A 12752-nucleotide genomic window follows, 5' to 3' on the forward strand; every position below is an offset into this window, starting at 1 on the left:
GACGCGGTCACGCAGCCCTCGATGGCGGGCGGTCTACCGGGCGGTGAAGCCGCCGTCGACGGCGACGGCCGCGCCCGTGACGAAGCTCGCCTCGGGGGACAGCAGGTAAGCGCACAGGGAGGCGATTTCGCCGGCCTCTGCGATCCGGCCCAGGGGGTGCAGCGCGGCGACCGCGGCCGCGCCCTCCGGTGTCGCGCCCATCGAGGATCGGAAGGCCGGAGTGTCCACCGCGCCCGAGACCAGGGCGTTCACCCGAACCCCCTGCTCGGCGGTCTCCAGGGCGACCGCCCGGGTCAATCCGATCACGCCGTGTTTGGCGGCGACATACGGTGCGACCGAGGCCATGCCCACCACGCCGAGATTCGACGCGTTGTTGAGCACCGCACCGCCGCCGGAAGCGATCAGCGCCGGAATCTGGTATCGCAGACCGTAATACACCCCGGTGAGGTTCAGCTCCAGATCCGCCCGCCACCCGGCCTCGTCGATGTCCTGGATGGGGCCCGCGGAGCCGACCGCACCGGCGTTGTTGAACGCCGCGTCGAGCCGGCCGAATTCGTCGACCGCGGTCCGGGTCAGGCGGGCCACATCCTCGGCCACCGTGACATCGGTCGGGACGAAGACGGCGCGGCCGCCGTCGGCGCGAATCTCGGCGACGATCCGGTCACCCGCCTCCTTGCCTCGTGCGCCCAGCACCACCGCGGCGCCCTCGGCCGCGACCCGGCGTGCGACGGCGGCACCCACGCCGCTGGTCGCGCCGGTGATCAGAACGACCTTGGATTCGAATCGATTGTCCATTGCTGTCTCCATATCTGTTGGCTGCCATGCGATCTCGTCGCATCAGTCAGTCAAGTCGTCCGAAGCGCGCCGAGCTGGCGGAATCCGGCCGTCTAATTGATATGTCATGTATCTGGGGTGCGTACCGTCCGGTAACGCCGATCGCGATGTAAGCGCATCTGCATGATCGGCGACAATGTCTCGGTGAACAGTCCGCGACTGATTGCCCTCGATGTTGACGGGACGATCCTGCAGGCAGGTGCGCCGATGAGCCCCCGGGTGCGTGCCGCGGTGCGTGCCGCGGTCGACGCGGGTGCCCACGTGGTGATCACCACCGGCCGCACCCTGCTGGCGACTCGGTTGGTGATGGAGGAGCTGGGGCTGGAGGAAGGCCAGGCGCTGTGCTCGAACGGTGCTGTGCACGTGGATATTTCGAATTGGGAGCCACTCGCGGTGCATACCTTCGACCCGGAGCCCTCGGTGGTGCAGCTGCGATCGATCCTGCCCGATATGGTGCTGTCGGTGGAGAAGGTCGGGGTGGGCACCTGGGCCACCGGCTACTACCCGGGCAGCTTCCGGCTCGGCGAATTCCGTTTCGTCGACGATGCCGAGTTGAGCCTCGAACCGACCACCCGGCTCAACGGCTGGTGGCCGGGCGGCACTCTGGCCGAGATGATCGAAACCGTGGGTGAGCTGGACCTGCCCGGCGCCGGTTGGGTGCACGGTGAGGACGAACCGTGGCTGGTCGCGTCCAAGGAGGGGGTTTCCAAGGGCTGGGCCCTGGAACAGCTGCGGCTCGCACTCGATATCCCCGCCGAGGCCACCCTGGCCATCGGTGACGGCTACAACGATGTCGAAATGCTCAGCTGGGCAGGACATTCCGTCGCCATGGGCAATGCGGTGCCGGCGGCACTGGCGGTCGCCGACGAGACCACCGCCGATATCGACGAGGACGGCGCCGCACTGGTCCTGGAGCGCTGGTTCGGGAATTAGTCCTGCGGGAAGGCGGTCGCGGCACCGGGAAGCGAACGTACCGGGAGCCGACTGCCGATCGTGCTAGGCGGACAGTTCCAGATGGACTCGATCGGCGGTGTCGTAGCGATCGAGGGCGACGTCGCGGAGCAATGGGTGCGAGCCGATGGTGGCCGCATGCCGCAGCGTGCGATCGGCCGCGGCGAGACGGTCGGTCAACAGGCCGGGGGCGAGGAACCACGGAGCCACGATCACCCGCCGCGCACCCCGGCGTCGAAGTTCGGACACCGCTTGCGGCAGTGCCGGTTCCGTCGTCGCGAAGCAGATCGTGGTCTGCCAGGATGTGCCCGCGGCCAGCGCGGCGGCGACCTGTCCGGTGATCCGATTGGCAGCCGCCGAGGACGAACCGACCGCGGCGACCGCGATACCCATCCCGCTGTCGGCGGGATCGGCTCCCACCCTCGACACGCGGTCGCGTAGTGCCGTCACCAGCCGGTCTTCGGTGCCGAGCACATCGGCCTGCGTGATGCGCAGCAACGGATGCCGCGAACCCGCGGCGGCCAGGATGCCGGGTAGATCCACTCGTGCGTGAAAGGCGCTGCCCAGCAGTAGCGGAACCACGATCGCCTCGGTATGTCCCTGTGCGGCAACGGCATCGATCACATGATCCACCGACGGCGTGTTCAGATCCAGGAAGGCCAGGCGCACATCGAGATCCGGCCGGTGGCGCGCGATATCGGCGACCACCGCGGACATGGTCGCGGCCGAGCGCGGATCGCGACTGCCGTGCGCGACCGCGATGAACGCCGGCCGCGGGCGGGACCGCGGGTCCCGGACGGCATCGATGCGGCGCAGCCGCGCCGTCGCACCGGCGGGCAGAACACGCGTGGTGAACGACGTCCGCTCACCACGCGTGAAAGCCCCGGAGCTCATTTCAGCTACCGACCTCGACCGAGGTCAGCACGTCACCGACCAGACCGGCGGCCAGCGTGTTCCCGCCCGCGGGGTCGATGAGCAGGAAGCTGCCGGTGTAGCGGTTGACCCGGTAGTCGTCGGCCGCGATCGGCTCGGCGACACGCACAGCGATGCGGCCGATATCGTTGAGCGCCAGCGATTCCGGGTTCGGATCGGCGGCCAGATTCTGCTCGTCGAACCGCTCGATCAGGGTGCCCACGATCGCCTGGGTGGTGCGGGTGCCGTGCTTGAGTAGCAGGCGGGCACCGGCCCGCAGCGGCTTGTCGCCGAGCCAGCACACGGTGGCGTCGAACGAATCGATCGGCTCGGGCGCGTCGGCGGCCGCGACGATGGTGTCGCCGCGCGAGATGTCGACCTCGTCGGCGAGTAGCAGTGTCACACTGCGGCCCGGTTGCGCGGACGGCAGCTCACCGTCGGCGGTGTCGATCCGCTCGACCGTGGTGCGGATACCCGAGGGCAGCACCACGACCTCGTCGCCCTTGGCGACCACACCGGCCGCGACCTGGCCCGCGTAACCGCGGTAGTCCGGGTACTCGGCGGTGCGCGGACGGATCACATACTGGACCGGGAAGCGCAGCCCGACCTGATGGCGGCCCGTGCTGTCGGCATCCACCGGAACCGACTCGAGGTGCTCGATCAGCGAGGGCCCGTCGTAGTACGGGGTGTCCGCCGAGCGCGAGGCGATATTGTCGCCGTGTAGCGCCGAGACCGGGATCTCCACGATGTCCTCGGCCGACCAGCCGAGTTTGGTTGTCAGCTCGTTGAATTCGGTGACGATCCGGTTGAACACGGCTTCCGCGTCGTCCACCAGATCGATCTTGTTCACCGCGAGCACCAGCTTCGGCACCCCCAGCAGCGCCATCACCGCGGCATGGCGGCGAGTCTGCTCGATGACACCCTTGCGGGCGTCGACGAGCAGGATCACCAGCTGCGCGGTCGAGGCGCCGGAGACGGTGTTGCGGGTGTACTGCACATGCCCCGGCGTATCGGCGAGCACGAACGACCGTTGCGGGGTGGCGAAGTAGCGGTAGGCGACATCGATGGTGATGCCCTGTTCCCGCTCCGCGCGCAGACCGTCGACCAGCAGCGACAGATCCGGGGTGGCCAGTCCCTTGTCGACCGAGGCGCGGGTGACCGCGTCGATCTGGTCGGCCAGCACCGATTTCGTGTCGTAGAGCAGGCGTCCGACCAGTGTGGACTTGCCGTCGTCGACACTGCCGGCGGTGGCGAGACGGAGGAGATCGGGCCGTTTCGTCTGCTCGTTCCGCAAGCTCCACTCGCCCATCAGAAATAACCCTCTCGCTTGCGATCTTCCATGGCGGCCTCGGAGACACGGTCGTCACCACGGGTCGCACCACGTTCGGTGAGTCGCGACGCGGCGACCTCGGCCAGGATGTCTTCGTTGGTCGCGGCGTCGGAAAGAATTGCGCCGGTGGTGGATCCGTCACCGACAGTGCGGTAGCGGACCGACTTGACGACGAGTTCCTCGTCGTCTCGCGGGCCGCCCCAGGAACCGGGCGTCATCCACATGCCGTCACGCTGGTAGACCGGGCGCTCGTGGGTGTAGTAGATGGTGGCCAGTTCGACGTTCTCGCGGGCGATGTAGCGCCAGATGTCGAGCTCGGTCCAGTTGGAGATGGGGAAGACGCGCACGTGCTCGCCCGGAGCGTGACGGCCGTTGTAGAGGTTCCACAGTTCGGGTCGTTGCCGCTTGGGATCCCAGCGCCCGAACGCGTCGCGCAGCGAGAAGATCCGCTCCTTGGCGCGAGAGCGTTCCTCGTCACGACGGCCGCCACCGAAGACCGCGTCGAAGCGGTTCTCGTTGATGGCGTCCAGCAGCGGCACGGTCTGCAGCGGATTGCGGATGCCGTCCGAGCGCTCCTGCAGGCGGCCGTCGGCGAGATAGTCCTCCACCGAGGCGACATACAGACGCAGGCCGTACTTCTCGACCACCTTGTCACGGAAGGCGAGGACCTCGGGCAGGTTGTGCCCGGTGTCCACGTGCAGCAGCGCGAACGGCAGCGGCGCGGGCCAGAAGGCCTTGATGGCCAGGTGTAGCAGGACCGTGGAGTCCTTACCGCCGGAGAACAGGATCACCGGGCGCTCGAATTCGCCTGCCACCTCACGGAAGATGTGAATGGCCTCGCTCTCGAGGGCGGCGAGGGTATCGAATTCCTCGAGCGAAGCGAGAACATCGGACTCTGTATCTGTCACCGTTGAAGTCATGAGGCGTGTAACCCGCATTCGGTCTTGGCGAGGCCGGCCCAGCGGCCGCTTCGCGGATCGGATCCCGGTTCCGGCTTCCGTGTGCACGGAGCGCAACCGATGGACGGATAACCCTCCTCGACCAGGGGGTTGACCAGAATGCCGTGCTTCTCGATGTAAGCGGCCATCTCGTCATCGGACCAGGCGGCGATCGGATTGATCTTCACCAGGCCGAAGCCCTCGTCGAAGGAGATCAGGGGGGCGTTGGCCCGGGTCGGGGCCTCCACCCGCCGGATGCCGGTCACCCAGGCGTTGTACGGGGCCAGCGAATTCTTCAGCGGCACCACTTTGCGCAGGCGGCAGCATTCCGCGGCGTCGCGAGCGAAAAGATCCTTGCCGAGCAGCCGATCCTGTTCGGCGACAGAGTGTTCGGGCCGCACGTTGACGATGTTCACGCCGTACACGGTCTCGACCGCGTCGCGGGTGCCGATGGTCTCGGCGAAGTGATAACCGGTGTCCAGGAAAAGAATGTCGACACCCGGCCGGGTCTGCGCGGCCAGCTGCACCAGCACCGCGTCCTGCATGTTCGAGGCGACGATGTAGTTGGTGCCGAAGGTGTCCTCGGTCCACTGCAGCAGGTCGGTCGCCGAGGCGTCCGGACCGAGTTGCGCCGCACCGTCTTCGGCGATCTTGCGCAGCTCGGACTCGCTCAGCTTGTCCAAAGTGGTTGCCATAACTGATATCTCCCGTTACCGAAGGTCGGCCTCGTCGGCGCGGACAGCCCATTGCGCGAACCGCTCGCCCCCGTCGCGGTTCTTCACGAAATTGCGCACGACACGCTCGATGTAGTCGCCGAGCTCGTCGGTGGTGACCTTGTGCTGGCGCAGTTTGCGACCGAAGGCGGCGTCGAGCCCGAGGGTGCCACCCAGATGAACCTGGAAGCCCTCGACCTGATTCCCGTCGCCGTCGTCGACCAGCTGGCCCTTGAAGCCGATATCGGCGATCTGCGAGCGACCGCAGGAGTTGGGGCAGCCGTTGATGTTGATCGTGACCGGCACATCGAGCTGGGCATTGATATCGGCCAGCCGCTGATCGAGCTCCGGGGCCAATACCTGCGATCGTTTGCGTGTCTCCACGAACGACAGCTTGCAGAACTCGATACCACTGCAGGCCAGCAGATTTCGCCGCCACACCGATGGCCGGGCGTGCAGGCCGAGCGGTTCCAGTTCGGCGATCAGCTCGTCGACCTTGTCATCGGCGACATCGAGCACGATCAGTTTCTGATAGGGAGTGAAGCGGATCCGGTCGGAGCCCACGCGCTCCACGGCGTCGGCGACCTTGGTCAGAATCGTGCCCGAGACCCGGCCGGCGATGGGGGAGAACCCGACCGCGTTGAGCCCGTTGCGCAATTTCTGCACACCGATGTGGTCGATGGGCCGGGCGGGCTTCTCCGGGGCGGGGCCGTCGATGAGCTTGCGCTGCAGGTACTTCTCTTCGAGAACCTCTCGAAACTTTTCGATTCCCCAGTCCTTGATCAGGAACTTCAGCCGAGCCTTGGTGCGCAGCCGCCGGTAGCCGTAGTCGCGGAACAGCGAGACGACCGCCTCCCAGACATCGGGCACCTCCTCGAGCGGCACCCACGCGCCGACCCGCTGGGCCAGCATCGGGTTGGTGGACAGTCCGCCACCGACCCACAGGTCGAAACCGGGGCCGTGCTCGGGATGCTCGACACCGATGAAGGCCACGTCGTTGATCTCGTGGACCACATCCTGCTGGCCGGAGATCGCGGTCTTGAACTTGCGGGGAAGGTTCGAGTATTCCTTCTTGCCGATATACCGGCTGGTGATCTCGTCCACGGCCCAGGTGCCGTCGATGATCTCGTTCGGTGACTCCCCGGCCAGCGGGGAACCGAGCACCACACGCGGGCAGTCGCCGCACGCCTCGGTGGTCCGCAGTCCGACCGCCTCGATGCGCCGCCAGATCTCCGGGACGTTCTCGATCTCGATCCAGTGGTACTGCACGTTCTCACGGTCCGAGAGGTCGGCGGTGTCGCGCGCGAACTCCGTGGAGATCTGTCCCAGTGTGCGCACCTGCTCGACGTTCAACGCGCCGCCGTCGCAGCGGATGCGCATCATGAAGTACTTGGCCTCGAGCAGGTCGATGTTCTCGTCACCGGTCCAGGTGCCGTCGTAGCCCTGCTCGCGCTGGGTGTAGAGGCCCCACCAGCGGAAGCGGCCGCGCAGATCGCTCTTGTCGATCGAGTCGAATCCGCCCTTGGCGTAGATGTTCTCGATGCGCGCGCGAACGTTGAGCGGATTGTCGTCCTTCTTGCTCTGCTCGTTCGCGTTCAACGGCTCCCGGTAGCCGAGCGCCCACTGGCCCTCGGATTTACGGCGCACCGGCTTGCCGGTGCGCTCCCGGGCTCCGGCCTCCGGGCGAGGACGGGCGCGGCGCTCACGAGCGAGGCGTTCACGATCGGCGCGAACGGACTCGGGGGTGGGACCGGCGTCGGTACTCGACGTCATAGGGTCGCTCCTGAAGAAGATGGATCAGGCCTTGCGGCAGGCGGGAGGGGCTGGCTCACGCCTTCGGTGTTCAGCGAATCGGGCCGATGGGCATCACGACGGACGCCTGGAACCGGGAGGGGGAATGCCGAGCTACCGGAGGCTGTCCGGCAGACAGCTGGCACTGCAGACACGCTTGAAGTCGACATGGCGGCGCGCCACGAGTCGTACTCCAAGTCCGGTCATGCGACTCATTGTGCCATGTCAGCCAGGTCTTTCGGACCGGTGGGTGATATTTCCCGCAGGATCGGGGGAAATTCCCTGGACGGGCGACCTGTTTTGTGAGATGCGTCATAGACCGACCGGATTCTTTCCGCTGCGAGCCCTTGACCTGAACTTTGGTTCAGGAACCAGGGTGGATGTCATGAGTGATTCCGATCTGCAAGAGATCCGCGATGTGGTGGCCCGGATCGAACACGCGCAACACGGCGAGCTGGTCGACGAGTTCGTCGCGCTGTTCCGCCCCGACGCGGTCTGGACCACCGCGCACGGCAAGCGGCTGTACGGTCGCGACGCCATCGCCGAGTTCACCGCCCGGGTACTCCCCGGTGCGACCGCGGCGGAGATCGCGACCTACGAGATCGACCGGGTGGTGTTCCTGCGGCCGGATGTCGCGGCGGTGACGGTGCGTCAGCAGTATCGGAACCGGTCGGGCGTGGAGACGACGGCCGGTGCGCCCATGTATGTGATGACCAAGGAGGACGGCCGGTGGTTGCTGGCCGCCAATCAGAACACCGGCGTCGTCGGTGCGTGATCGTGCGCCGAACGGGTGGTGTGCCCGCCGTCACTGTTGGGCGGCGGGCACACTGGTGGGGTGATCGCACCCGCTCCCGAAGCCACCGACGCGCCGACGCTGCGTGATTTCGGCGGCGGTCCGTTCGGGATCTATGTGCACGTCCCGTTCTGTGCGACGCGGTGCGGATACTGCGACTTCAACACCTACACCGCCGGGGAGCTGGGCACCTCGGCCTCGCCGCAGTCGTGGCTCGAGGCATTGCGCGGCGAATTGGCCGCGGCGGCAGCGGTTTTCGACGATCTGCCGAGTGCGCAGCCGCCGGTGTCGACGGTGTTCGTCGGCGGGGGCACGCCCTCGCTGCTGGGCGGTGACGGCCTGGCCGAGGTTCTCGACGCCCTGCGCGCGAACTTCACCCTGGCCCCCGGTGCCGAGGTGACCACGGAATCGAATCCCGAATCCACCTCTCCGGAATTCTTCGCGCGCATCCGGGCCGCCGGATACACCCGGATCTCCCTGGGAATGCAGTCGGCCGCATCCCATGTGCTGCGCATCCTCGACCGCACCCATACTCCGGGGCGTCCGGTGGCCGCCGCACGCGAGGCCCGCGAAGCCGGCTTCGAACACGTCAATCTCGATCTGATCTACGGCACCCCCGGAGAATCCGATGCCGATCTGGACGCCAGCCTCGACGCCGTTCTGTCCGCCGGGGTCGACCACGTCTCCGCGTACTCACTGATCGTCGAGGACGGCACCGCCATGGCCCGCAAGGTCCGGCGCGGTGAACTGCCCGCGCCGGACGAGGACACGCTGGCCGCTCGCTACGAGCGCATCGACGCGCGGCTGACCGCGGCCGGACTGCACTGGTACGAGGTATCGAACTGGGCCGCAACGGATTCCGGTCGATGCGGCCACAATATCGGCTACTGGGACGGTGGTGACTGGCTCGGTGCGGGACCGGGCGCGCACAGCCACGTCGGCGGGGTGCGGTGGTGGAATGTGAAGCATCCCGGACGCTATGCCGAACGCGTGGCCCAGGGCGGACTGCCCGCGGCGGGATGGGAGACGCTCACCGATGCGGAGCGCTACACCGAGCGGGTGATGCTCGGCGTGCGATTGCGCTCCGGCCTGCCCGTCGCGGAACTCGACGCCGACGGTCGCATCGCCTGTGAACGGGTGATCACCGATGGTCTGGCCGTGGTGCGCGCCGATCGCCTGGTGCTGACCGATCGCGGGCGCCTGCTCGCCGACGGCGTGGTCCGCGAACTGCTCTCCTGAGCCCGCCGCGACGATCGGCGCCGACCACGTGCCGTCGTCGGCGGAGATGGGAACATCGGAGATTGTCATCAGGAGCCGAGGATGCGGCGCACAGCGTAGGGTGCGAAGCGACCCAAGGAGAACCATGACACAGGCACATCCCATCGTCGCTGATCAGAGCGAGTTCGCAGAAGCTCGTGCTGCCGAGAAGGCGGAGACCGAGCGTCGCAACGCGCTGGCCGCGAGGGCCGTCGCCAGTCATTCGATCGATGCCCCCGACTGCATCGCCCTGCTGACCATGCTGGGGTTGGATGCCGCCACCGGGAAGACCGCCGACCCCCTCTGACACCGGCCGGCGGCCGCGGCCCGGCGCGCGGCACACTGGATTGTCATGGGACACAACGACGATGCGGATGTGCTGCGTCGCATGGCCGGGCTCGCCACGCCGATGGCACTGCGGACGGCGGTGACGCTGGGGCTGCCGGATCTGCTCATCCGCCGGGGAGTTCTGTTGGCCGCCCCGGCGGCCGAGCTCGCTGTCGATCCGCGCGCGGAACGTCGCCTCGACGAATCCCGTTCGCTCGCAGCGCCGCACGGTCTCTCGCTCACGACGGTGACCGATCCGACCGAACAACGCTGCCTGCTCGAATTCGACTTCGCGTAGTCGGTTGGCCGCGGCGCGACGTTCGTCACCGGGGCGCGGCGCCGCGATACACACGGCAATCCCGTTCCTGGTGCGCGGGAAGCCGGAACCGTACCGACCGGGCTGTGGATGCCGGGTGCTGTACAACCGCGTCACCAGGTAGTTCGCGTCGGCGTTCGCCCACTGTGCGACCTCACACGCGGGAACTCGGGCACACAGGAACTAAACTGGGTTCGGATCAACCAGTGTCCGCTTGGTCGATGCTGCCCGAATGCGGCCGTGCGGACCCGATGGCCAGCGAGGAGGTGGGGCCGATGTCGAGTACCGAGCGGCGGCGACTGGATGTCCTGCGCGCGATCGTCGCGGACTACATCGCGAACAAGGAGCCGATCGGGTCGAAAACACTGGTCGACAAGCACAATCTGGGTGTTTCCAGTGCCACCGTGCGCAACGATATGGCGGTGCTCGAAGCCGAGGGTTACATCACCCAGCCGCACACCAGTTCCGGGCGGATCCCCACCGACAAGGGGTATCGGCAGTTCGTGGACAACATCGCCGAGGTGAAGCCGCTGTCGAACGCGGAGCGCCGCGCCATCATGGAATTCCTCGAAAGCGGGGTGGATCTCGACGATGTGCTGCGGCGCGGGGTGCGGTTGCTGGCCCAGCTGACCAGGCAGGTCGCGATGGTGCAGTATCCGACCGTCTCGGCGTCCACCGTTCGGCATCTGGAGGTCGTGGCACTCAACCCGGCCCGGCTGCTGCTGGTGGTGATCACCGACACCGGACGTGTCGATCAGCGTCTGGTCGAACTGGGCGCCGTGATCGACGACGAGGATCTGGCCGCCCTGCGCGGCATGCTCGGCAAGGCGATGGACGGCAAACGGCTGTCCGCGGCGTCCAGTGCGGTCGCCGAGCTGCCCGAACAGGCTCCCGCGCGGCTGCGCGACGTACTGGTCCGGGTGTCGACGGTCCTGGTGGAGACGCTGGTCGAACATCCCGAGGAACGGCTGGTGCTCGGCGGTACGGCCAACCTCACCCGCAATGTCGGCGACTTCGGCTTCCCGGGCTCGCTGCGAGCCGTGCTGGAGGCACTCGAAGAGCAGGTCGTGGTACTGAAATTGCTCGCGGCCTCGCAGCATCCCGGCACGGTCACCGTGCAGATCGGCGAGGAGACCATGGTCGAGCAGATGCGCGGGACCGCCGTGGTATCCACCGGGTACGGTATGCCGGGTACCGTGCTGGGAGGTATGGGAGTGGTCGGCCCGACCCGGATGGACTATCCCGGCACGATCGCTTCGGTCGCCGCGGTGGCCCGGTATATCGGTGAGGTGCTCGCGGAACGATGAGCTTGCCCCCGTCGCGGGGGATCCGCATCGATCGGCAGGGAGGTGCCGATCGACCACAGTGAACAGGGCGGCATCGGCTGCGATCAGGGATGCTGAACGAAACCATTCGGAACAGGACTAGAGACTCAAGTGGCACGGGACTACTACGCAATCCTCGGCGTCGGGCGTAACGCGTCCGATCAGGAGATCAAACGCGCCTACCGCAAGCTGGCCCGGGAACTGCACCCAGACGTCAACCCGGACCCGGAGGCGCAGGAGGCGTTCCGCGAGGTGTCCACCGCCTACGAGGTGCTCACCGACTCGGAGAAGCGGCGCATCGTCGACATGGGCGGTGACCCCATGGAGTCCGCCGGTGCGGGCGGCGGGTTCTCCGGCGCCGGTTTCGGTGGTCTGGGTGATGTCTTCGAGGCGTTCTTCGGCGGCATGAACGCCACCAGCACGCGCAAGCCGCGTGGGCGGGTGCAGCCCGGTGCCGATTCACTGCTGCGGACCCGGCTGTCGCTGGCCGAATGCGCGGTCGGTGTCACCAAGCATCTGACCGTCGACACCGCCGTGCTCTGTGATCTGTGCCAGGGCTCGGGGACCAACGGAAACTCCAAGCCGGTGCGCTGTGAGACCTGTGGTGGCGCCGGTGAGGTGCAGACCGTGCAGCGTTCGTTCCTCGGACAGGTGATGACCTCGCGGCCCTGCCCGACCTGCCGCGGCACCGGTGAGACCATTCCCGATCCCTGCCGCAAGTGCGGTGGTGACGGCCGGGTGCGCGCCCGCCGCGAGATCGCCGCGCCCATCCCCGCCGGTGTCGCCAACGGCATGCGGGTGCGACTGGCCGCTCAAGGCGAGATCGGCCCCGGAGGTGGTCCGGCCGGTGATCTGTACGTCGAGATCGTCGAGCAGCCGCACGACACCTTCGTGCGCGACGGCGACGACCTGCACTGCACCATCCGGGTTCCGATGGTGGACGCGGCGCTCGGCACCACGGTGGTCATCGACACCATTCTCGACGGCCCGACCGAGCTGACCATTCCCGCGGGCACCCAGCCGGGTGAGGTGTCGGTGCTGCGGGCGCACGGTATGCCGAAGTTGCGGTCCAGTTCGCGCGGCGATCTGGTGGCGCATCTGGACATCGTGGTTCCGTCGAAGCTGGACAGCAAGCAGACCGATCTGCTGCGCAAGTATCAGTCGATGCGTGGCGGCGAGCACACCGAGGTGCTCTCGGCGCAGTCCGAACACAACAGCGGGTTGTTCGCCCGGTTGCGGGCCTCGTTCAGCGGCCGCTGAAAACA

14 protein-coding genes are annotated in these 12752 nt (G+C 67.3%); 7 read left to right on the forward strand and 7 right to left on the reverse strand.

Going from position 1 to position 12752, the window contains the following annotated elements:
- Window positions 1-33 precede the first annotated feature (33 nt).
- Window positions 34-795 carry an SDR family oxidoreductase gene (locus tag AB0L57_RS10085; RefSeq protein WP_364959673.1) on the reverse strand — a complete coding sequence of 254 codons (762 nt, stop codon included), beginning with the start codon at window positions 793-795 and terminating at the stop codon, window positions 34-36.
- A 183-nt stretch (window positions 796-978) separates the two neighbouring features.
- Between AB0L57_RS10085 and AB0L57_RS10090 the strand changes: the two genes are divergently transcribed.
- Window positions 979-1767 carry an HAD family hydrolase gene (locus tag AB0L57_RS10090; protein WP_364959675.1) on the forward strand — a complete coding sequence of 263 codons (789 nt, stop codon included), beginning with the start codon at window positions 979-981 and terminating at the stop codon, window positions 1765-1767.
- Window positions 1768-1830: 63 nt separating this feature from the next.
- Here AB0L57_RS10090 and AB0L57_RS10095 read toward each other — a convergent pair whose 3' ends face one another.
- The 6 genes from AB0L57_RS10095 to AB0L57_RS10120 form a co-directional block, all read right to left on the reverse strand.
- Window positions 1831-2679, reverse strand: coding sequence for a sirohydrochlorin chelatase (locus tag AB0L57_RS10095; RefSeq protein ID WP_364959677.1), 849 nt, complete (start codon window positions 2677-2679; stop codon window positions 1831-1833).
- A gap of 1 nt (window position 2680) precedes the next feature.
- Window positions 2681-4006 carry a GTP-binding protein gene (locus AB0L57_RS10100; RefSeq protein WP_364959679.1) on the reverse strand — a complete coding sequence of 442 codons (1326 nt, stop codon included), beginning with the start codon at window positions 4004-4006 and terminating at the stop codon, window positions 2681-2683.
- A complete protein-coding gene (gene cysD, locus AB0L57_RS10105; RefSeq protein ID WP_364959680.1) occupies window positions 4006-4947 on the reverse strand; it encodes a sulfate adenylyltransferase subunit CysD in 942 nt (313 codons plus the stop codon). Before cysD ends, AB0L57_RS10100 begins: the two co-directional genes overlap by 1 nt.
- A complete protein-coding gene (locus tag AB0L57_RS10110; RefSeq protein WP_364959682.1) occupies window positions 4944-5660 on the reverse strand; it encodes a phosphoadenylyl-sulfate reductase in 717 nt (238 codons plus the stop codon). Before AB0L57_RS10110 ends, cysD begins: the two co-directional genes overlap by 4 nt.
- Window positions 5661-5675: 15 nt before the next feature.
- Window positions 5676-7451, reverse strand: a complete 1776-nt coding sequence (locus AB0L57_RS10115) for a nitrite/sulfite reductase (protein WP_364959684.1) — start codon at window positions 7449-7451, stop codon at window positions 5676-5678.
- Between the two features lie 132 nt (window positions 7452-7583).
- Window positions 7584-7685 carry an Ms4527A family Cys-rich leader peptide gene (locus AB0L57_RS10120; protein ID WP_364959686.1) on the reverse strand — a complete coding sequence of 34 codons (102 nt, stop codon included), beginning with the start codon at window positions 7683-7685 and terminating at the stop codon, window positions 7584-7586.
- Window positions 7686-7854: 169 nt separating this feature from the next.
- Here AB0L57_RS10120 and AB0L57_RS10125 point away from each other — a divergent pair, with 169 nt between their 5' ends.
- The 6 genes from AB0L57_RS10125 (at window position 7855) to dnaJ (ending at window position 12747) form a co-directional block, all read left to right on the forward strand.
- Window positions 7855-8244 (forward strand): SgcJ/EcaC family oxidoreductase, encoded by a 390-nt coding sequence (locus tag AB0L57_RS10125; RefSeq protein ID WP_364959688.1) that lies wholly within the window; start codon window positions 7855-7857, stop codon window positions 8242-8244.
- 60 nt (window positions 8245-8304) lie between these two features.
- Window positions 8305-9501 carry a radical SAM family heme chaperone HemW gene (gene hemW / locus AB0L57_RS10130; protein ID WP_364959690.1) on the forward strand — a complete coding sequence of 399 codons (1197 nt, stop codon included), beginning with the start codon at window positions 8305-8307 and terminating at the stop codon, window positions 9499-9501.
- Window positions 9502-9625: 124 nt separating this feature from the next.
- Entirely contained in the window at window positions 9626-9826 is a 201-nt protein-coding gene (locus AB0L57_RS10135; RefSeq protein ID WP_364959692.1) for a hypothetical protein, read from the forward strand.
- Between the two features lie 45 nt (window positions 9827-9871).
- On the forward strand, window positions 9872-10144 hold the full coding sequence (locus AB0L57_RS10140) for a hypothetical protein (protein WP_364959693.1): 273 nt from the start codon (window positions 9872-9874) through the stop codon (window positions 10142-10144).
- 293 nt (window positions 10145-10437) lie between these two features.
- Window positions 10438-11469: a heat-inducible transcriptional repressor HrcA gene (gene hrcA / locus AB0L57_RS10145; protein WP_364959695.1), complete on the forward strand. Its 1032-nt coding sequence runs from the start codon at window positions 10438-10440 to the stop codon at window positions 11467-11469.
- A 129-nt stretch (window positions 11470-11598) separates the two neighbouring features.
- Window positions 11599-12747 (forward strand): molecular chaperone DnaJ, encoded by a 1149-nt coding sequence (gene dnaJ, locus AB0L57_RS10150; protein WP_364959697.1) that lies wholly within the window; start codon window positions 11599-11601, stop codon window positions 12745-12747.
- The last annotated feature ends 5 nt before the right edge of the window (window positions 12748-12752 follow it).

It is taken from the genome of Nocardia sp. NPDC052254, from assembly GCF_040679495.1.
Taxonomy (GTDB): domain Bacteria; phylum Actinomycetota; class Actinomycetes; order Mycobacteriales; family Mycobacteriaceae; genus Nocardia.

Bases quoted from the DNA above. Each gene is read 5' to 3' on its own strand.
- AB0L57_RS10085 (WP_364959673.1), bottom strand. From the start codon at position 795: ATGGACAATCGATTCGAATCCAAGGTCGTTCTGATCACCGGCGCGACC.
- AB0L57_RS10095 (WP_364959677.1), bottom strand. From the start codon at position 2,679: ATGAGCTCCGGGGCTTTCACGCGTGGTGAGCGGACGTCGTTCACCACG.
- AB0L57_RS10100 (WP_364959679.1), bottom strand. From the start codon at position 4,006: ATGGGCGAGTGGAGCTTGCGGAACGAGCAGACGAAACGGCCCGATCTC.
- cysD (WP_364959680.1), bottom strand. From the start codon at position 4,947: ATGACTTCAACGGTGACAGATACAGAGTCCGATGTTCTCGCTTCGCTC.
- AB0L57_RS10110 (WP_364959682.1), bottom strand. From the start codon at position 5,660: ATGGCAACCACTTTGGACAAGCTGAGCGAGTCCGAGCTGCGCAAGATC.
- AB0L57_RS10115 (WP_364959684.1), bottom strand. From the start codon at position 7,451: ATGACGTCGAGTACCGACGCCGGTCCCACCCCCGAGTCCGTTCGCGCC.
- AB0L57_RS10120 (WP_364959686.1), bottom strand. From the start codon at position 7,685: ATGAGTCGCATGACCGGACTTGGAGTACGACTCGTGGCGCGCCGCCAT.
- AB0L57_RS10125 (WP_364959688.1), top strand. From the start codon at position 7,855: ATGAGTGATTCCGATCTGCAAGAGATCCGCGATGTGGTGGCCCGGATC.
- AB0L57_RS10135 (WP_364959692.1), top strand. From the start codon at position 9,626: ATGACACAGGCACATCCCATCGTCGCTGATCAGAGCGAGTTCGCAGAA.
- AB0L57_RS10140 (WP_364959693.1), top strand. From the start codon at position 9,872: ATGGGACACAACGACGATGCGGATGTGCTGCGTCGCATGGCCGGGCTC.
- hrcA (WP_364959695.1), top strand. From the start codon at position 10,438: ATGTCGAGTACCGAGCGGCGGCGACTGGATGTCCTGCGCGCGATCGTC.